The organism is Mycobacterium aquaticum (genome assembly GCF_002086485.1).
GTDB lineage: Bacteria > Actinomycetota > Actinomycetes > Mycobacteriales > Mycobacteriaceae > Mycobacterium > Mycobacterium aquaticum.
Window position 1 is genome coordinate 18,958 of the sequence record NZ_MVHF01000056.1, and the last position, 19,131, is coordinate 38,088.

13 protein-coding genes are annotated in these 19,131 nt (G+C 67.0%); 8 read left to right on the top strand and 5 right to left on the bottom strand.

The genetic code is table 11. The features are described from left to right. Positions 1–43 precede the first annotated feature (43 nt). Together BST13_RS33920 and BST13_RS33925 are read left to right on the top strand one after the other, a co-directional pair. Complete coding sequence (locus BST13_RS33920; protein ID WP_083170020.1) at positions 44–1,291, top strand: cytochrome P450; 1,248 nt, start codon at positions 44–46, stop codon at positions 1,289–1,291. After that, the gene (locus BST13_RS33925) at positions 1,291–1,869 is read left to right on the top strand and encodes a TetR/AcrR family transcriptional regulator (protein WP_083170022.1); all 579 of its coding nucleotides are present in this window, start codon (positions 1,291–1,293) and stop codon (positions 1,867–1,869) included. Before BST13_RS33920 ends, BST13_RS33925 begins: the two co-directional genes overlap by 1 nt. A 1-nt stretch (position 1,870) precedes the next feature. Here BST13_RS33925 and BST13_RS33930 read toward each other — a convergent pair whose 3' ends face one another. Genes BST13_RS33930 through BST13_RS33940 form a run of 3 tightly spaced genes read right to left on the bottom strand, consistent with a single transcriptional unit; the run spans position 1,871 to position 5,465 of the window. After that, on the bottom strand, positions 1,871–2,581 hold the full coding sequence (locus BST13_RS33930; protein WP_095533824.1) for a siderophore-interacting protein: 711 nt from the start codon (positions 2,579–2,581) through the stop codon (positions 1,871–1,873). Between the two features lie 23 nt (positions 2,582–2,604). Next, positions 2,605–3,753, bottom strand: coding sequence for an acyltransferase family protein (locus tag BST13_RS33935; RefSeq protein WP_083170026.1), 1,149 nt, complete (start codon positions 3,751–3,753; stop codon positions 2,605–2,607). After that, positions 3,750–5,465 carry a DEAD/DEAH box helicase gene (locus BST13_RS33940; protein WP_083170028.1) on the bottom strand — a complete coding sequence of 572 codons (1,716 nt, stop codon included), beginning with the start codon at positions 5,463–5,465 and terminating at the stop codon, positions 3,750–3,752. Before BST13_RS33940 ends, BST13_RS33935 begins: the two co-directional genes overlap by 4 nt. 98 nt (positions 5,466–5,563) lie before the next feature. On the opposite strand from BST13_RS33940, the gene BST13_RS33945 reads away from it, so the two are divergent. The 4 genes from BST13_RS33945 (at position 5,564) to BST13_RS33960 (ending at position 10,967) form a co-directional block, all read left to right on the top strand. Beyond that, positions 5,564–6,088, top strand: coding sequence for an LppP/LprE family lipoprotein (locus tag BST13_RS33945; RefSeq protein WP_425437087.1), 525 nt, complete (start codon positions 5,564–5,566; stop codon positions 6,086–6,088). Positions 6,089–6,196: 108 nt separating this feature from the next. Further along, the gene (locus tag BST13_RS33950) at positions 6,197–7,066 is read left to right on the top strand and encodes a hypothetical protein (RefSeq protein WP_083170032.1); all 870 of its coding nucleotides are present in this window, start codon (positions 6,197–6,199) and stop codon (positions 7,064–7,066) included. 59 nt (positions 7,067–7,125) lie between these two features. Beyond that, a complete protein-coding gene (locus BST13_RS33955; RefSeq protein ID WP_083170034.1) occupies positions 7,126–10,560 on the top strand; it encodes a TM0106 family RecB-like putative nuclease in 3,435 nt (1,144 codons plus the stop codon). Next, a complete protein-coding gene (locus BST13_RS33960; protein ID WP_083170036.1) occupies positions 10,548–10,967 on the top strand; it encodes a histone-like nucleoid-structuring protein Lsr2 in 420 nt (139 codons plus the stop codon). The genes BST13_RS33955 and BST13_RS33960 overlap by 13 nt, the downstream gene beginning before the upstream one ends. 9 nt (positions 10,968–10,976) lie before the next feature. Here BST13_RS33960 and BST13_RS33965 read toward each other — a convergent pair whose 3' ends face one another. After that, positions 10,977–12,941, bottom strand: coding sequence for an MFS transporter (locus BST13_RS33965; RefSeq protein ID WP_083170038.1), 1,965 nt, complete (start codon positions 12,939–12,941; stop codon positions 10,977–10,979). A 91-nt stretch (positions 12,942–13,032) separates the two neighbouring features. Then, complete coding sequence (locus BST13_RS33970; protein ID WP_083170040.1) at positions 13,033–14,304, bottom strand: multidrug effflux MFS transporter; 1,272 nt, start codon at positions 14,302–14,304, stop codon at positions 13,033–13,035. A gap of 145 nt (positions 14,305–14,449) precedes the next feature. On the opposite strand from BST13_RS33970, the gene BST13_RS33975 reads away from it, so the two are divergent. Further along, a complete protein-coding gene (locus tag BST13_RS33975; RefSeq protein WP_083170042.1) occupies positions 14,450–15,199 on the top strand; it encodes a hypothetical protein in 750 nt (249 codons plus the stop codon). Between the two features lie 172 nt (positions 15,200–15,371). Continuing rightward, positions 15,372–19,079, top strand: coding sequence for a multifunctional oxoglutarate decarboxylase/oxoglutarate dehydrogenase thiamine pyrophosphate-binding subunit/dihydrolipoyllysine-residue succinyltransferase subunit (locus tag BST13_RS33980; RefSeq protein ID WP_083170044.1), 3,708 nt, complete (start codon positions 15,372–15,374; stop codon positions 19,077–19,079). Positions 19,080–19,131: the final 52 nt, after the last annotated feature.

The following is a 19,131-nucleotide window of genomic DNA, read 5'->3' on the forward strand; positions in this document are numbered from 1 at the left end:
ATCGCTATTGACACAAGCCTACGAACTGTCGTACCAATAAGACATGACAGCTCCTCTGTCTCAATTGTCCGAATCTCCGGCGCGCTTCGAACTCGCCGATGCCGATACCTGGGCGAGCCCGTGGGCGATGTACGCCGCCCTGCGCGAACACGATCCAGTCCACCACGTGGTGCCCGCCGATCGACCCGATCAGGACTACTACGTGCTGTCCCGGCACGCCGACATCTGGGCGGCCGCACGCGATCACGAGACCTTCTCGTCGGCCCAGGGCCTGACCGTCACGTACGGCGACATGGAGATGATCGGGCTGGCCGAGAACCCGCCGTTCGTCATGCAAGACCCGCCGGTGCACACCGAGTTCCGCAAGCTGGTCTCGCGCGGCTTCACCCCGCGCCAGGTCGAGGCGGTGGAACCGAAGGTGCGGGAGTTCGTCATATCTCGATTGGAAGAACTGCGCGCCAACGGGGGCGGCGACATCGTCACCGAGTTGTTCAAACCACTGCCGTCGATGGTCGTCGCGCACTACCTCGGGGTGCCCGAAGCCGACCGGGCCCAATTCGATGGCTGGACCGAAGCAATCGTCGCCGCCAACACCTCGTCCGACGGGATCGCGGGCGCGTTGGGCAGCGCCACCGATGCCGTCACGGCGATGGCGGGCTACTTCGCCGAACTGATCGAACGCCGGCGCGCCGAACCGGCCGACGACACCATCTCGCATCTGGTGGCGGCGGGGGTGGGTGCTGACGGGGACATCTCGGGAGTGCTGTCGATCCTGGCATTCACCTTCACCATGGTCACCGGCGGCAACGACACGACCACCGGAATGCTCGGTGGCGCAGTGCAATTGCTGCAGCAGCGGCCAGATCAGCGGCGGCTGCTGGTAGAAGATCCGGCGTTTATCCCCGAGGCGGTCGACGAGTTCCTGCGGCTGACCTCACCGGTGCAGGGCCTGGCCCGCACAACCACCCGCGACGTCACCATCGGTGACACCACCGTTCCCGCGGGCCGCCGAACCCTGCTGCTGTACGGGTCGGGCAACCGCGACGAACGCGAATTCGGGCCTGACGCAGCCGAACTCGACGTCCGACGCCACCCCCGCAACATCTTGACGTTCAGCCACGGCGCACATTTCTGCCTTGGGGCGGCCGCCGCCCGGATGCAATCGCGGGTGGCACTGACCGAATTGCTATCGCGCTGCCCGGATTTCGAGGTCGACCTCGATGCGGTGGTGTGGGCAGGCGGCAGCTACGTGCGCCGCCCGCTGTCGGTCCCATTCCGAGCCGGCGCGTGATGGCCGGCGACTGGCTGGCTGCCCGCCGATCCGAGGTGGCGGCCGACCGGATCCTCGACGCCGCCGACGAGCTGTTCACGCGGCAGGACGCCGCTACTGTGGGAATGCACGAGATCGCCACGGCCGCAGGCTGTTCCCGCGCGACGCTGTACCGCTACTTCGAAAATCGCGAGGCGCTGTACACGGCGTATGTGCACCGGGAGGCGCGTCGTCTCTATGAAGACCTCACCCGCCAGGTCGCCGGGGTGAGCGACCCGACGCAACGGTTGATCGAAGGCGTGATGACCGGACTGCGGGCCGTGCGCGACAGTCCCGCGCTGTCATCGTGGTTCGCCACAGCCTCGCCGCCCATCGGCGGTGAGATGGCCGAGCATTCCGAGGTGATCCGGGCCCTGGTCGAGGCGTTCGTGCGGTCACTGGGCGGGGGCGGCGACGGGATCGAGCGCCGTGCCCGCTGGCTGGTGCGGGTCATGGTCTCGCTGCTGGTCTTCCCCGGCCTCGACGAGGCCGACGAACGGGCAATGCTGGCGGAATTCGTCGCACCCCTCGTGGTGCCTGCGCACCAGCCGGCGGACTGAGTCAGGCCGCCCAGTACGCCTGCGCCTTGATGCTCTTGCGCGGGATTCGATACTCCTCGCGGAACACCCGGGCCACCTCGCGCGTGGTGCGGTTGTTGCACGCGACCCAGCCGAAGTGATCGGCGGCGTCGAACGCCGAGGAGCTGACGGCTTGCAGCAGTCCCTCGCCATCGCGGCCCACCCATGTGACGTCGGCCGCTCCTGCGATCGGCAGCTTCGGATCGTCGTCGTGCCCGGCTTCGAGAAACACCCGGGCCGGGGCGTCGCCGATGGCGTCGAGCAGTGAGTTGATGGCAGGCAGCGATGCGGCGTCGCCGACGATGACGTAGCCGGCGGGCTGGGGATCGGGAAGCGCGAAGTTGCTGCCCAGCACCGTCACCTCGAGGACGTCGCCGACAGCCGCGCCCTTGGCCCACCGGGTGGCCACCCCGTCGTGCAGCGCGAAGTCGATGTCGACCGTGCCCGCCTCGGGATCCGGGTTGACCAGCGTGTAGCCGCGCTGATGCGCCTGGCCGCCGTCGGGAAACCAACCCCGCACCCACATCGTGGGGTGCAGCCGCTGCTCGGCGAGCAGCCGCTCGGCGGTGAAATGCAACCGCAGGTAGTTCGCCGTCAGCTCGGTACGGCCGACGACGGTCAGCTCGTAGTCACCGCCGCGGCACAGCCGAACCAGCGCGCCCTCCAGGCCGCGTGATGCCTGCTTTCCGACCAATTGCGCCATAAGGTAAGCATAACCTAATTTTTGACGCGGGTGAACCGGTGCAACAGCCAGGCGGCCGGGACGGTGAACACCATGGTGACCACAAACAGGTTGACCATCGAACCCGTGTACACCGGATCCTGCAGCACCTCGACCATGACCAGTTCCATGATGATCAGGTGGATCAGGAAGATCTCGTAGGAGATCTCGCCGAGAAACACCATCGGCCGGCTGGCCAGCAACCGCACGTACCAACCCCGGTCCGCCAACGCCGGCGGAGCCACCATCAGCGCGGCGATCACCGCGTAAAAGGCGGTCTTCGCCAGCGCCTCGCCCAGCCCGGCCGGTGACGTCGTCGGCGCACCGCCGAGCGGCGTCGACACGATGAAGTAACTGACCACCGCCACCGGCAGGCACGCCATGGCGTAAGCCCGCACTTTCAGCTGCATCAGCACCGTCAGCACCATGCCCGCCACGAACCACGCCAGGTACGTCGGCAGCCACAACCGCGCGCCGTCCGGCAATCCTGTGGTGCGGTGCACGATGGTCAGCCATATCGGTGACACCGCCGCCAGCACCACGAGGCCGGCCAGCAGCAGACCCGGTCGCCAGCGGCGCCGGCACAGCACCACCAGCAGCAGGTAGGCCAGCAGCGGCAGCACCACATAGAACGCGGCCTCCACGGCCAGGCTCCACATCTGCGTCAAGCCCTGGTGCAGGAACGCGAACAGATAGTTGTCGGTGTAGATCTGAGTCAGCGTCAGGTTGCGGAACAACCCGTACCAGGTGTGGCCGGGATTCGGCCCGGCCGTGCGGAAGTGGTAGAGGACGTAGGCGATGAGCACCGTGACCACATAAGCCGGCATGATGCGTCGCACCCGGTGCCAGGCGTAACGCCGGACGGACGGCCACTCACCGTCGGTTGCGGCCGCTTTCACCCACGGCCGGAACAGCAGAAAACCGCTCAGCACGAAGAAGATCGGCACCCCGATCTCGGCCCGGGAATACACCAGCCCCAGGTAGCCCTGGCCGTACTTGCCCGTGGTGTACGCCGCGTGGGTGAGCACCACCAGCATCGCGGCGACCGCCCGGATCCCGGTGAGCGAGGCCACGCGGTCGGTGGTGGAAACCGATTCCAGCCCACCCTGGTCGGGTAGCCCCTTGACGCCCTTGGACAGCGTCACTTGGCCTTCCGGTGGGGTTTGGATGCACCGCCTTGGTGGTCGCGGTCCCGGCGCTGGGGACGGTCCGGCTGAAGGTCGATCAGCACGCCCTGAATACGGGTGTTCTCGAGAGCTTTGAACACGCTGCGGGGCAACTTCGCGGGCAGCTCGACGAGCGAGTGGTCGACCCGGATCGAGATGTGGCCGAAGTCGCTGCGGTGCAGCCCACCTTCGTTGGCGATGGCGCCGACGATGGCTCCGGGCGCGACCTTGTGCCGCTTGCCCACCGCGATGCGGTATGTCGCCAGGTCGCTGCGGGTCTCATGCCGTTTGCGTGGCGGCCCGTCTTCCCGCGCCGGCCGCTCGGCACGTTCGCGGCGCTTCTCCGGCGGCGGCTCGACCATCAGGAACGCCTCGCCGTCGCGCGATTGCAGCGCCAGCGCCGCCGCGATGTCGGCGAGCGGCACGTTGTTGTCGCGCTCGTAGTCCTCGATCAGCCGGCGGAACAGCTCGATACCCGGCGCGCTGAGCGCGTCGGTGATGGAATCCCGGAACTTCGCGACCCGCTGCGCGTTGACGTCGTCGACGCTGGGCAGCTCGGATTCCACCAGTTTGGACCGGGTGTGTTTCTCGATCGACTTGAGCAGATGGCGTTCGCGCGGCGTCACGAACAGCAGCGCCGCCCCCGAACGCCCGGCCCGCCCGGTGCGGCCGATCCGGTGCACATAGGACTCGACGTCGTGCGGGATGTCGTAGTTGACGACGTGGCTGATGCGCTCGACGTCCAGCCCGCGGGCAGCGACGTCCGTCGCGATCAGGATGTCGAGCTTGCCGTCCTTGAGTGCGGCGATGGTGCGTTCCCGCTGAGCCTGGGCGATGTCGCCGTTGATGGCAGCAGCCGAGAAACCCCTCGCCTTGAGCCGCTCGGCGACCTCCTCGGTGGCCTGCTTGGTGCGGACGAACACAATCATCGCGTCGAACGGTTCGACTTCGAGCACGCGGGTGAGCGCATCGAGCTTGCGCGGGCCCGCCACCTGGATGAAGCGCTGTGAGATGTTCTCGGCCGTGGCGGTTTTCGCCTTGACCGTGACCTCGACCGGATCGTGCAGGTACTTGCTGGTGATCTTGCGGATGGCCGGGGGCATGGTCGCCGAGAACAGCGCGACCTGCTTGTACTCGGGGGTGTCGGCGAGGATCCGCTCGACATCCTCGGCGAAGCCCATCTGCAACATCTCGTCGGCCTCGTCGAGCACGAGGTAGTCCAGGCGGGACAGGTCCAGCCGGCCCTTCTCCAGGTGATCGATCACCCGGCCCGGCGTGCCGACAACCACCTGCGCGCCGCGCTTGAGCCCGGCGAGCTGCGGCCCGTACGACGAGCCGCCGTATATGGCGAGCACGTTGATCTCGGGCAGATGCGCGCCGTAGCGGCCGAAGGCCTCGGCCACCTGCAGGGCGAGTTCACGCGTCGGCGCCAGCACCAGGGCCTGGGTGGCCCTGCTCGAGGTGTCGATCTTGGACAGGATCGGGATGGCGAAGGCAGCGGTCTTGCCCGTGCCCGTCTGCGCCAGGCCGACGACGTCGGAGCCGGCCAGCATCGGTGGAATAGTGGCGGCCTGGATCGCCGAAGGCGACTCGTAGCCGACGTCGGTGACGGCCTGCAGCACCGAGGGGTGAATCTGCAGGTCGGCAAACGTCGGCTCGGCGTCTCCGGTATCCGAATCTGTCGAGGTCATCGGGACAGAGTCTAGTGCCAGTTGGCGGACAAGCCGCCGCGCCTGCCAGATCCGCCGCAACGATCAGGGTAGGTTGCCCAACTGTGAAAGAGATCTTGATGATCTCGGCGGCTGTGCTCGTGGTGGCGGGATGCGGTTCGGGGGATTCCACCGTCTCCAAAACGCCGGAACCGACGGCCAATCCGGCCCCGACGGCCACGTCGGCAGCCACAGCAGCGGCACCGCCGAAGCCGACTTCAGCAGAGCCGGACCCGTGCGCGGTCAATCTCGCCGCGCCCGAGATCGCCCGTGCGGTCTCCGAGCTCCCCCGCGATCCGCGCAGCAATCAGGCCTGGAGCCCGGAGCCGCTGGCCGGCAATTACAACGAGTGCGCGCAGTTGTCGGCCGTCATCGTGCGGGCCAACACCAACGCCTCGAATCCGAACACCCGCGCCGTGCTGTTCCACCTCGGCAAGTTCATCCCGACCGGGGTGCCCGACACGTATGGGTTCAACGGCATCGACAAGACCACCAGCACCGGCGACACCGTCGCGCTGCAGTACTCCGGCGGCTACCACGGCCTCGCCAGCGTCGTGAAGTTCCGGTGGAACGGCAACGGCGTCGAGCTGATGGGCAATACCTGAGCGAGGGCATTCTTCGCGAAACAGCCTTGGTGGTCGTTAAATCCACAACTGCGCAGCCATGGCTTCATTTTGGCGCGGCTTGTCGGACCACCCGACCACGATCCCGCTATGGGGACAATATTCGTAGGCAGTGAGGCGGTAGCGCGAGGTGAACTGACGAGGGGCCGCCTGCGGGCTGCATATCGGTCGATATTTCCCGACATTTACCAACCGCGGATCGCCGAACCATCGCTGTACGCCAATACGGTCGGCGCCTGGTTGTGGTCGGGGCAGCGGGCCGTGATCACCGGTCGGGCTGCGGCAGCGCTACACGGCGCCGAGTACGTCGACGAGGACTCTCCCGTCGAACTAATCTGGCGCAACAACCGCCCGCCGCATGGCATCGTGACGCACAACGACCGATTCGCCGACGACGAGGTGGCCGCGATCAACGGGATGGCAGTCACCACGATCCCGCGAACAGCGCTGGACCTCGGCCGATATCTGCCACGGGGAGCCGCGGTGGCGCATCTCGACGCGCTGGCACGAGCCACCGGTCTGGCTTCTGAACACGTGCAACCACACATCGAGCGCTATCGGGGTGCGCGGGGAGTAGGCCGGGCGCGGGAAGCGCTCGACCTGATGGACGCCGGTGCCCAATCTCCGAAGGAAACGTGGCTCCGACTGCTGGTGATCGACGCCGGATATCCGCGGCCACGGACCCAGATCCCTGTGCTCGAACCCGATGGGTTCCCGTTCGCATACCTCGACATGGGCTGGGAGGACATGATGATCGGGCTCGAATACGACGGTGAGCAGCATCAAGCCGACCGCAGTAGGTATGTGTGGGACGCAAAGCGGGTACGGAAGGTACGCCGCCAGGGTTGGCTGCACATCCGGGTGATCAAGGAGGACCGTCCCCGCGACATCCTCGATCGGGTGCGCGATGCATGGAATCGACGCGAGCGTGAAGGCAGGGTCGCAAAGATGGCGGCGTAACGACCCTCAATGCTGTTTCGCGGACCGCCACTGTCGGGCCACTCACCTACAGTGACAACGTGTTCGTCACCGAGGACCGCGTGGTCATCTACAGCGCCTCGGACCTCGCCGCCGCGGCCCGCTGCGAATATGCGTTGCTGCGCTCGTTCGACGCCCGGCTCGGCTGGGGTCCAGCGCCTACCGGTGATGACGAATTGCTTGCTCGCACCGCCCAACTCGGCGATGAGCACGAGCAGCGCCACCTCGACGAGTTGCGCTCCGACAGCTCGGTGACGGTCATCGGCCGGCCCGCATACACCGTTGCGGGGCTCACCGCCGCTGCCGAGCAGACCCTCGACGCCGTGCGCAACCGCGCGCCGGTGATCTATCAGGCCGCGATGTTCGACGGCCGGTTCGCGGGGTTCGCCGACTTTCTGATGTTCGACGGAGAGCGCTACCGACTGCGGGACACCAAGCTCGCCCGCTCGGTCAAGGTGGAGGCGCTGCTGCAACTCGCGGCCTACAACCAGACGCTGACCGCCGCGGGCGTGCCGGTGGCCGACGAGGTCGAGCTGGTGTTGGGTGACGGCGCGGTGGCGTCCTACCCGGTCGACGAGCTGCTCGGCGTGTACCGGCCCCGCCGCGACGCCCTGCAGCGGCTGCTCGACGAGCACCTGGCCGCAGGCAAGCCGGTCAACTGGGCCGACGACGTGCGGGCGTGCTTCCGCTGCCCCGAGTGCGCCGAGCAAGTCAGCGCCCACGACGATCTGTTGCTGGTCGCAGGCATGCGGGTGACCCAGCGGGCCCGGCTGATCGACGCCGGGGTCACCACGGTCGCCGAGCTGACCCGCCACGAGGGCCCCGTCGACGGTCTGCACCCCCGCATCCTGACCAACCTGACCGCGCAGGCGCGGTTGCAGCGCGCAGACCGGATCGACGGCAAGCCGCCGTTCCAGGTGGTCGACGCTCAGCCGCTCATGCAACTGCCCGACCCGGACAAGGGTGATCTGTTCTTCGACTTCGAAGGCGACCCGCTGTGGACCGACGACGGCAGACACTGGGGCCTTGAGTACATGTTCGGGGTGCTCGGCACCAAGGCCGAGGACTTTCACCCGCTGTGGGCGCACAACCGTGCCGAGGAACGGCAGGCCCTGCGCGACTTCCTGAAGTTGGTCCGGCACCGGCGCAAGCGCTATCCGAACATGCACATCTACCACTACGCGGCCTACGAGAAGACGGCGTTGCTGCGGTTGGCCGGGCGCTACGGCGAGGGCGAGGACGCCGTCGACGAACTACTGCGCAACGGCATCCTGGTCGACCTGTATCCGTTGGTACGCAAGAGCATTCGCATCGGCACCAAGAACTACAGCCTGAAATCGCTTGAGCCGCTCTACATGGGGTCGCAGCTGCGCAGCGGGGACGTCACCACCGCCACCGACTCCATCACCCAGTACGCGAAATACTGCGCGTTGCGCGCCGAAGGCCGCCACGATGACGCCGCCGTCGTGCTCAAGGAGATCGAGGACTACAACCGGTACGACTGCACGTCCACCCGCAAGCTCCGCGACTGGCTCATCAACCGGGCCATCGAGTCGAGCGTGCCGCCGCTGGGCGCCCAACCCGTGACCGATGGCGGGCCGACCGAACCGGAAGACCAGCTGGCCCGCACGCTGAGGCGCTTCGTCGGCGATGCCGAAAGAAAACCCGAACAGCAGGCGGTGGCGATGATCTCGGCCGCCCGCGGCTACCACCGTCGCGAAGACAAGCCGTACTGGTGGGGACATTTCGACCGACTCAACCACCCTGTCGACGAATGGGCCGACAGCACAGGGGTTTTCGTCGCCGAGAAGGCCACCGTTGTCACCGACTGGCACACCCCGCCGCGGGCCCGCAAACCACAGCGGCAGGTACTGCTGCACGGCATGCTGGCCAACGGTGAGCTGAGCCGCGAGATGTATGCGCTCTACGATCCGCCTGCCCCCGACGGTCTCACCGACGATCCGCAGCGCCGGGCGTTCGGATCGGTGCAGGTGCTCGAGTGCGACGACCCCGCCGCCCCGACCGAGGTCCTCATCACCGAGCGGGAACCCAAGGGCGGCACGGTGTTCCATCAAACCCCGTTCGCGTTGACGCCGGGGCCGCCCATCCGCACCACGGCGCTGCGGGAATCGATCGAGGCCACGGCGGCCCAGATCGCGGCGGCCCTGCCCCGCCTGCCCGCGACCGGCGTCGTCGACGTGCTGTTGCGCAGGCCGCCCCGCACCCGCAGCGGCACAGCCCTTCCCCACGACGACCGGCCGGTCGAGGAGCAGATCACCTCGGCGCTACTGGACCTGGACTCGTCATACCTGGCTGTGCATGGTCCACCCGGAACCGGCAAGACCTACACCGCAGCGGCAGTGATCGCCAGGCTGGTCAATCACCACCAGTGGCGCATCGGCGTGGTGGCGCAGGCGCATGCGGTGGTGGAGAATCTGTTTCGCGACATCGTCAAGGCCGGCGTGGACGCCGCCCGGGTCGCCAAGAAGGGCCGCAACGAGAATCCGTGTTGGACAGAGCTCGACGAAAAGGACTACCCGGCGTTCATCTCCGAGCATGAGGGTTGCGTGATCGGCGGTACCGCATGGGATTTCGCCAATGCCGCGCGAGTGCCGCCGGGAAGCCTCGACCTTCTGGTGGTCGAAGAGGCCGGGCAGTACAGCTTGGCCAACACCATCGCCGTGGCGCCTGCGGCGGCCAATCTGCTGCTGCTGGGTGATCCGCAGCAGCTGCCGCAGGTGAGCGCGGGCACCCACCCGGAACCGGTGGACACTTCCGCGCTGGGGTGGCTGGTGGGCGAACATCACACGCTGCCCGCCGAGCTCGGCTACTTCCTGGACCGCTCCTACCGCATGCATCCCGCGGTGTGCGCGGCGGTGTCGCGCTTGTCCTATGACGGCCGGCTGCGTTCGGTGGATGCGGTCACCGCGGCCCGCAGGCTCGACGGCTACGAGCCCGGGGTGCGATTGCTGACTCTCGAGCACGATGGCAACGCGACCGACAGCCCCGAGGAAGCCGACGCCATCGTGGCCGAGATCTCGCAGCTGCTCGGGACGACATGGACCGACGAGAGCGGCAGCGGCCCGCTGACCCAGGAGCAGGTGCTGGTCGTGACGCCATACAACGCTCAGGTGGTGATGCTGCGCCAACGGCTCGACGCCGCCGGGCTGACCGAGGTTCGGGCAGGCACAGTGGACAAATTCCAGGGGCAGCAAGCGCCGGTGGTTTTCATCTCGATGGTGGCGTCGTCGATCGACGACGTGCCGCGCGGAATCTCGTTCCTGCTCAATCGCAATCGACTCAACGTGGCGGTCAGCCGGGCCAAATACACCGCCGTCATCGTGCGTTCGGCGGCGCTCACCGATTACCTACCCGCCACTCCGGCAGGCGTCGTCGAATTGGGTGCATTTCTCGGGCTCGGTACTCTCAGAGCAAAAGCAATCACCGACCCGAAGGAATCTGCGTGGGCAAGATAGTGACAATCGAGTACGTCGACGACCTCGACGGGGTGGAAATCGACGCTGACGTTGTTGACACGGTTGAGTTTTCATATCGCGGGCAGGACTACTCGCTCGTCTTGACCACCAAGAACGGCGCTCAGTTCGACAAGGATATGGCTCGCTACATCAGCGCCGCCAAGAAAGCGCAGACCCGCGAGGCACGGGCCGCACGCAAGAAGGCCCGGCCGGAACCGCGACAGTCGGCCAAGCCCAAAGCAGCTCCACAGCGCAAAACCGCGTCACGTAAAGCCGCCGCGGCCGCACCTTCGGGCCCCGAGAAGATTCGCGCGATTCGTGAATGGGCGGTGGCCAACGGCCATAGCGTCTCGCGGCGCGGACGCATTCCGGCGTCCATCATGGAGGCCTACAACGCAGCGCACTGACCGGCTGCGCTAATCCCCCGGGCGCGAATGCCTGCCGTAGGAAGGGTTGTCGTCGGGATCCCCGCCGTAATGATTGCCGTTGACGCGGCGGTGCTCCCCGCTCGGTGGCTCCAATGGGCGGAAATGCCGCCCGGCATCAACGTGAAACCCGTTGTGCGCGTGGCCGATCAGCTCGTCTGACGAATTCGCGGGCAGATCGGCCATGAGCCGGTTCAGTATCGCCTGCCACGGGTCCTCGCCCTCGTCCTCGGAAGCGGCGGCGTGCGGCGCTTGGGTGCTCAGTGGCTCCGTGACGGGATCCGGTGCGGGCGCGGGGTCGCGCACGGGCTCGGGCTCCGGCTCATCCCACACCACGGTGTATTCGAGGTACTCGTCGTCGTCGGGATAGTCGGGCAGGTACTGGTTGACCGGGCCCACCACGCGCAACACCTCGGTCGGTTCGTCGCCGCCGTCGTCGAGTTCGTCGACGTCGTCGGCCTCGTCGGCATAGCTGTCCTCGGCGACATCTGAACGGTCGCCGAAGCCACGCAGGAACAACGCCGCGACCACACCGAAGAGCGCAACGAAGGCCGGCAGCAGCATCGACTGGGCCATGGCCGTGGCGAACGGCTCGTGCAGGAACCCGGGCAGCACTGTCGCGGCGGTCTCGGCCCGCGGCTGCACCACCGCGGGACCCGGAATCTGCCTGCCGATCTCCCAGGTCATGAAGGCCGCGATGCCGGCACTGCCCAGCACCGACCCGACCTGCCGGGTGGCGTTGTACACACCCGACCCGGCGCCCGCCAGGCTCGGCGACAGATTGCGGGTCGCGGTCGCGGCCAGCGGCGACCAGATGAACGCCATCCCCACGCCCATCAGCACCTGTGGCAGCACCAGCCGCCAGATCGGCGTGACGGGGGTCATCTCGATGGACAACCACGTCAGGCCGACGGCCATGGCGGCGAAGCCGAAGCCGACCACGGGCCGCGGATGTGAGCGGTCCACGATGCGGCCCACCAACGGTGCCAGCGAACCGCTGGCGATCGCTGTCGGCGCGACCAGCAGTGCCGACCGGGTCGGTGACAGACCGCACACCGACTGGGCATAGAACATCAACGGCAGGATCATCGCCGTCACGGCGAAGCCGATGGTGGCCACTCCGATATTGGCCAGACTGAAATCGCGGTCAGCAAAGATGCGCAGCGGAATCAGCGGCTCGGCGGTGTTGACCGACTGCCAGTAGACGAATCCGACCATCACCCCGACCCCGGCGGCCAGCGTGGCCCACACCCACGGCGCCCAGTGGTGCGCATGCCCTTCCTGCAGCGCGAACACGATGAGGAACATGCCGATGGCCGACAACGCCACACCGAGCAGGTCGAACCGGTGGGGCGCGGTCGGCAGCACGGGAACCAGCCAGACCGCCAGACCGAAGCCGATGATCCCGATCGGCACGTTGACGAAGAAGATCCATTGCCAGCCCAGCCCACCGACCAGCACGCCGCCGGCGAGCGGGCCGACGAGCGTGGCCACACCCGCGGTGGCGCCCCACACACTCATGGCGACGCCGCGCCGCTCGGGCGGGAAGATCCGGGTGATGGTCGAAAGGGTCTGCGGCGTCAACAAAGCCGCACCGATCCCCTGGACGACGCGCGCGGCGATCAGCATCTCGATGCTGCCCGCGAGCCCACACGCCAGCGACGCCGCGGTGAACACAGCCAGCCCGGCGAGGTAGAGGTTCTTCGGTCCGTACACGTCGCCGAGCCGGCCCGACACCAGCAACGGCACGGCGTAGGCCAGCAGGTAGGCGCTGGTCACCCAGATCACGCCGTCGTAATCGGCGCCCAACCGCTGCATGATGGTCGGATTGGCGACGGCCACGATGGTGGCGTCGAGCAGGATCATGAAGAAGCCGACCATCATCGCCCACAACGCGTTCCACGGGTTGTGGCTGGCAGTGCGGCCCGCGAACCGGGCGTTCAAGGTCTCGAACATGTGATCAGTGAGGGGACGGCAACGAGTTGGCCCCAGCCGACGCTACGGACCCACCCCGCTGGCGACAAGTCGGCGTGCCGGTGCAGACCCCTCAGGCAGGTTCGGCGACGACTGCGGGAACGATGTCGTCCACAGTCGCTTCACCGCGTCGCAACCCGACGGCCAGCAACGCAGCCAGCGCGATCACCACGCCGAGCGTCATCACCGCAGACAGCGCCAGCGCCCCGTTGCCCAGCGCGCCGACCAAGGGGGCGATCGCCGCGCCGAGCCCGAACTGGGCGGCACCGAGCAGCGCGGCGGCAGTCCCCGCCGCATCGGGATGGCGTGACAGCGCCACAGCCGGGGCGTTCGGGATCACGAGACCCATGGCCGCCAGGATGGCGAGCACCGGCGCGATGAACCCGGTCAAGCCGCCGACCTGCGCGAGCGTGATGCCGATGAACAACAGCCCCGCCACCGAAGCCGCGGCCAGTGCTGTCACCGTGATCGCCTGAGGGGTGAACCGCCGCAGGAGCACCACGTTGAACTGCGTCGACCCGATCAGTGCGACTGCACCTGCGGCGAACACCAGCGCAAACGCTTGTTGATCGAGCCCGTAGTGGCCCTGCAGCACAAACGGCGCGGCCGAGATGTAGGCGAACAGACCGGACATGCCGAGGGCAGCGACCAGCACCAGGATGACGAATCGCGCATCCCGCAACAGCTCGGCATACGTGCTGAGAATGCTGCCGACGTGCAACGGACGCCGATGCGACACCGGCAGCGTTTCCGGCAGCGCCAGCACGGCCATCAGCAACAACGCGCCGGCCAACAACACCAGTGCGATGAACACCCAGTGCCACGAACCCTTCAGCAGCACTGCCGCACCCAGTGACGGCGCGAGCACCGGTGCCACGCCCAGCACCAGCATGAGCCGGGACATCACGGTGGCCGCGGCCGAACCCGCGAACAGGTCACCGACGACGGCGACGGCGACCACCGCGGCAGCCGACGCGCCCATGCCCTGCAGGCCGCGCGCAACTCCGAGAGTCGTGATGTTCGGGGCGAACACACAGAGCAACGACGCCAGCATGTGCAGCACGATGCCGCCCATCAGCGGACGCCGCCGGCCCAGGGAATCCGACAGCGGACCCACGATGAGCTGGCCCAATCCCAGGCCTGCGAGCGTTCCGGTGAGCGTGAGCTGAGCGACCGACGACGACACCGAGAGCTCGTCGGCGATCCTCGGCAGCGCAGGGAGGTACATGTCGATGGTGAGTGGGCCGAGGGCGATCAGGGCGCCCAACACCAGAATCATGCGGATGCGGCTCACGCCGGGATTCTGGCTGGCTGTCGTCTCGTCCACGTGGGGCGATGATGCCATGAAATTGGTTAGCCACGCATCGCAGTTTTTTATTCCGTGACAGGTGTCACGGACGGAAACCCTGCAGCCGTCGCCGGACGTTCCCCAAGGGTTAGCCTGGACATTCAGCCGATGTTTGTCGGTCCGCACGTGGGGAGGCCCCGAAGTGAGCGCTCGGTCCACCAAGAAACAGTTGCCGGCAGTCCGCGAGGGCGTGGACGAGGATCCCAGCGCTGCGGCGAAGGTTCTGTCGGCGATCCTGGAGCGCAGCGCACGCGTGCAGGCGCCGGCGGTGAAGGCCTACGTCGACCGGCTGCGCAACCAGCGACCCAACGCCACCCCGGCCGAGATCATCACCCGCCTGGAGAAGCACTATCTGGCCGCCGTGATGGCCAGCGGCGCAGCGGTCGGCTCGGCCGCGGCGTTCCCCGGCATCGGCACCCTGACCGCGCTGTCTGCTGTGGCCGGTGAGACTGTGGTGTTCCTGGAGGCGACGTCGGTGTTCGTCCTCGCCGTCGCCGAGGTGCACGGCATCCCCGCCGACCACAAGGAGCGCCGACGCGCCCTGGTGCTCGCGGTGCTCGTCGGCGAGGACAGCAAGCACGCGATCGCCGACCTGCTGGGCTCCGGGCGGACCAGCGGGGCCTGGCTGTCCGACGGCGCAGCAACGCTGCCACTGCCCGCGGTGTCCCAGCTCAATTCGCGACTCGTGCGGTTCTTCGTCAAGAAGTACACCCTCAAGCGCGGCGCCATGGCGCTGGGCAAGATGCTGCCGGTCGGCATCGGGGCCGTCGTCGGCGGCGTGGGCAACCGGCTGATGGGCAAGAAGATCATCGGCAACGCACAGAAGGCGTTCGGTCCGCCGCCGCCACGGTGGCCCGCGACCCTGCATGTGCTGCCGTCCGCGCAGTCCTGAGGGCCCGCGACAACGCGTGCTGCCCAGATGGGCGGTGCCTGGTCGCCGTCGGCTCGGAGGCGCTAGCCTTTAGACGGCGGTCACGCAGGTCACCGCAGACACAACGAAAAGACGAGCGGCGAGCCCCCTTGCCACGGCTTGCCGAGACCAAGAATCGAGGCGAGCAGCTGCCGTGACCAGTTCACCTTCACCATTCGGGCAGAACGAGTGGTTGGTCGAGGAGATGTATCGCAAGTTCCGCGAGGATCCGTCATCGGTGGATCCGAGTTGGCATGAGTTCCTCGTCGACTATTCCCCTGAGCCCGTGACCGACACCACGGCCGCCAACGGCCAGTCCCCGGCGCCGGCCGCGCCCCCCACTGCAGCTGCTCCCCCGGCGCCGGCTGCCCCGGCAGCGCCCGCCCCGGCTACGCCCGCGGCGCCGGCCGCCGCTGCCGCTCCGGCAGCACCCGCACCCAAGCCGGCAAAGTCGGTGTCGGTGGCTGAGGGTGATGCTTCGCAGGTGTTGCGGGGTGCTGCGGCGGCGGTGGTGAAGAACATGAACGCCTCGCTGGAAGTGCCGACGGCGACCAGTGTGCGGGCCATCCCGGCGAAGTTGATGATCGACAACCGGGTGGTGATCAACAACCACCTCAAACGCACCCGCGGCGGCAAGATCAGCTTCACCCACCTGCTCGGCTACGCCATCGTGCAGGCGGTCAAGAAGTTCCCGAACATGAACCGGCACTTCGCCGAAATCGACGGCAAACCCAACGCCATCACCCCCGAACACACCAACCTCGGCCTGGCCATCGACCTGCCCGGCAAGGACGGCAATCGCCAATTGGTCGTCGCCGCCATCAAAAAGTGCGAAACCATGGCGTTCGGCCAGTTCATCGCCGCCTACGAGGACATCGTCCGGCGCGCCCGCGACGGCAAACTCACCGCCGAGGACTTCTCCGGGGTCACCATCTCCCTGACCAACCCGGGCACCATCGGCACCGTGCACTCCGTGCCCCGCCTGATGGCCGGGCAAGGCGCCATCATCGGCGCCGGCGCCATGGAATACCCCGCCGAGTTCCAGGGCGCGAGCGAGGAACGCATCAACGAGGTCGGCATCGGCAAGCTGATCACCTTGACCTCCACCTACGATCACCGCATCATCCAGGGCGCGGAATCGGGTGACTTCCTGCGCACCATCCACCAGTTGCTGCTCGACGACGACTTCTTCGACGAGATCTTCCGCGAACTGGGCATCCCGTATGAGCCCGTGCGGTGGCGCACCGACAACCCGGACTCGATCGCCGACAAGAACGCCCGCGTCATCGAACTGATCGCCGCCTACCGCAACCGCGGGCATCTGATGGCCGACATCGATCCGCTGCGCCTGGACAAGACCCGCTTCCGCAGCCATCCCGACCTGGACGTCAACACCCACGGCCTCACGCTGTGGGATCTGGACCGGGCGTTCAAGGTCGACGGGTTCGCCGGCAAGCAGTACATGAAACTGCGCGACATCCTGGGCCTGTTGCGCGACGCCTACTGCCGTCACGTCGGGGTGGAATACACCCACATCCTCGAACCCGAACAGCAGAAGTGGCTGCAGGAACGCATCGAGGTCAAGCACGCCAAGCCCACGGTCGCCGAGCAGAAGTACATCCTGTCCAAGCTCAACGCAGCCGAAGCGTTCGAAACCTTCCTGCAAACCAAATACGTTGGGCAGAAACGTTTCTCGCTTGAAGGCGCGGAGACCGTCATCCCGATGATGGACGCCGCCATCGACCAGGCCGCCGAACATGGACTCGACGAGGTCATCATCGGCATGCCGCACCGAGGCCGGCTCAACGTGCTGGCCAACATCGTCGGCAAGCCCTACAGCCAGATTTTCACCGAGTTCGAAGGCAACCTCAATCCGTCGCAGGCCCACGGCTCCGGCGATGTGAAGTACCACCTGGGGGCGTCGGGCAACTACATCCAGATGTTCGGCGACAACGACATTCAGGTGTCGCTGACCGCCAATCCGTCCCACCTGGAGGCCGTCGACCCGGTCCTGGAGGGCCTGGTGCGGGCCAAACAAGACCTGCTCGACACCGGCACCGATGCCGAAGGCTCCCAAACCTTCCCGGTGGTGCCGCTGATGCTGCACGGTGATGCCGCGTTCGCCGGCCAGGGCGTGGTCGCCGAAACCCTCAACCTGGCCCTGCTCAAGGGGTACCGCACCGGCGGCACCATCCACATCGTGGTCAACAACCAGATCGGGTTCACCACCGCGCCAACGGATTCGCGCTCCAGCGAGTACTGCACCGACGTGGCGAAGATGATCGGCGCGCCGATCTTCCACGTCAACGGCGACGACCCCGAAGCCTGCGCCTGGGTGGCGCGGCTGGCCATCGACTTCCGCCAGGCGTTCAAGAAGGACGTCGTCATCGACATGCTGTGCTACCGCCGCCGCGGGCACAACGAAGGCGACGACCCGTCGATGACCCAGCCCTACATGTACGACGTCATCGACACCAAACGCGGCTCCCGCAAGGCCTACACCGAATCGCTGATCGGCCGCGGCGACATCTCCATGAAAGAAGCCGAAGACGCCCTGCGCGATTACCAGGGTCAGCTGGAGCGGGTGTTCAACGAGGTCCGCGAACTGGAGAAGCACGCCGCCGAACCCAGCGAATCGGTGGAAGCCGATCAGCAGATTCCGCAACGCCTGGCCACCGCGGTGGACAAGTCACTGCTGGCTCGCATCGGCGACGCCCACCTGGCCCTGCCCGAGGGCTTCACGGTGCACCCGCGCGTCAAGCCGGTCCTGGAGAAGCGTCGGGAAATGGCCTACGAAGGCAAGATCGACTGGGCCTTCGCCGAGTTGCTCGCCCTGGGGTCGCTGGTCTCCGAAGGCAAACTGGTCCGGTTGAGCGGTCAGGACACTCAGCGCGGCACGTTCACACAGCGCCACGCCGTCATCGTCGACCGCAAGACCGGTGAAGAGTTCACCCCGCTGCAATTGTTGGCCACCAACACCGACGGCACCCCCACCGGCGGCCGGTTCCTGGTTTACAACTCCGCGCTCTCCGAATACGCCGCGGTCGGTTTCGAATACGGCTACTCGGTGGGCAACCCCGACGCCATGGTGCTCTGGGAAGCGCAGTTCGGTGACTTCGTCAATGGTGCGCAATCCATCATCGACGAGTTCATCTCCTCCGGTGAGGCCAAATGGGGCCAGCTGTCCAACGTCGTGCTGCTGCTGCCGCACGGGCATGAAGGCCAAGGCCCCGACCACACCTCCGGGCGCATCGAACGGTTCCTGCAGCTCTGGGCCGAAGGGTCGATGACCATCGCGGTGCCGTCGACCCCGGCCAACTATTTCCACCTGCTGCGCCGCCACGGCCTCGACGGCATCCAACGCCCGTTGATCGTGTTCACGCCGAAGTCCATGCTGCGCAACAAGGCCGCGGTGTCCGACATCCGCGACTTCACCGAACAGAAATTCCGTTCGGTGCTGGAGGAGCCCACGTACACCGACGGCGATGGCGATCGCAACAAGGTCACCCGCATCCTGTTGTGCAGCGGCAAGATCTACTACGACCTGGCCGCGCGCAAGGTCAAGGACAAGCGTGACGACGTGGCCATCGTGCGCCTCGAACAGCTCGCGCCGCTGCCCAAACGCCGCCTGGCCCAAACCCTCGACCTCTACCCCAACGCCACCGACAAGTACTGGGTCCAAGAAGAACCCGCCAACCAGGGCGCCTGGCCCTCGGTCGGACTCACCCTGCCCGAAGTACTCCCCGAGTACTTCAACCCCATCAAGCGCATCTCCCGACGGGCCATGTCCGCACCGTCGTCCGGCTCGTCGAAGGTGCACGCGGTGGAGCAGCAGGAGATCATCGATCTCGCGTTCGGGTAGTCGATAGCTACCGCGCGGGTTCGAATCACCGCGCACGCAACGCTGGGCACCG

Coding starts and splice junctions, on each gene's coding strand:
- BST13_RS33940 (WP_083170028.1), bottom strand. CDS start 5,465: ATGACCTCGACAGATTCGGATACCGGAGACGCCGAGCCGACGTTTGCC.
- BST13_RS33965 (WP_083170038.1), bottom strand. CDS start 12,941: ATGTTCGAGACCTTGAACGCCCGGTTCGCGGGCCGCACTGCCAGCCAC.
- BST13_RS33945 (WP_425437087.1), top strand. CDS start 5,564: ATGATCTCGGCGGCTGTGCTCGTGGTGGCGGGATGCGGTTCGGGGGAT.
- BST13_RS33970 (WP_083170040.1), bottom strand. CDS start 14,304: ATGGCATCATCGCCCCACGTGGACGAGACGACAGCCAGCCAGAATCCC.
- BST13_RS33950 (WP_083170032.1), top strand. CDS start 6,197: ATGGGGACAATATTCGTAGGCAGTGAGGCGGTAGCGCGAGGTGAACTG.
- BST13_RS33920 (WP_083170020.1), top strand. CDS start 44: ATGACAGCTCCTCTGTCTCAATTGTCCGAATCTCCGGCGCGCTTCGAA.
- BST13_RS33925 (WP_083170022.1), top strand. CDS start 1,291: ATGGCCGGCGACTGGCTGGCTGCCCGCCGATCCGAGGTGGCGGCCGAC.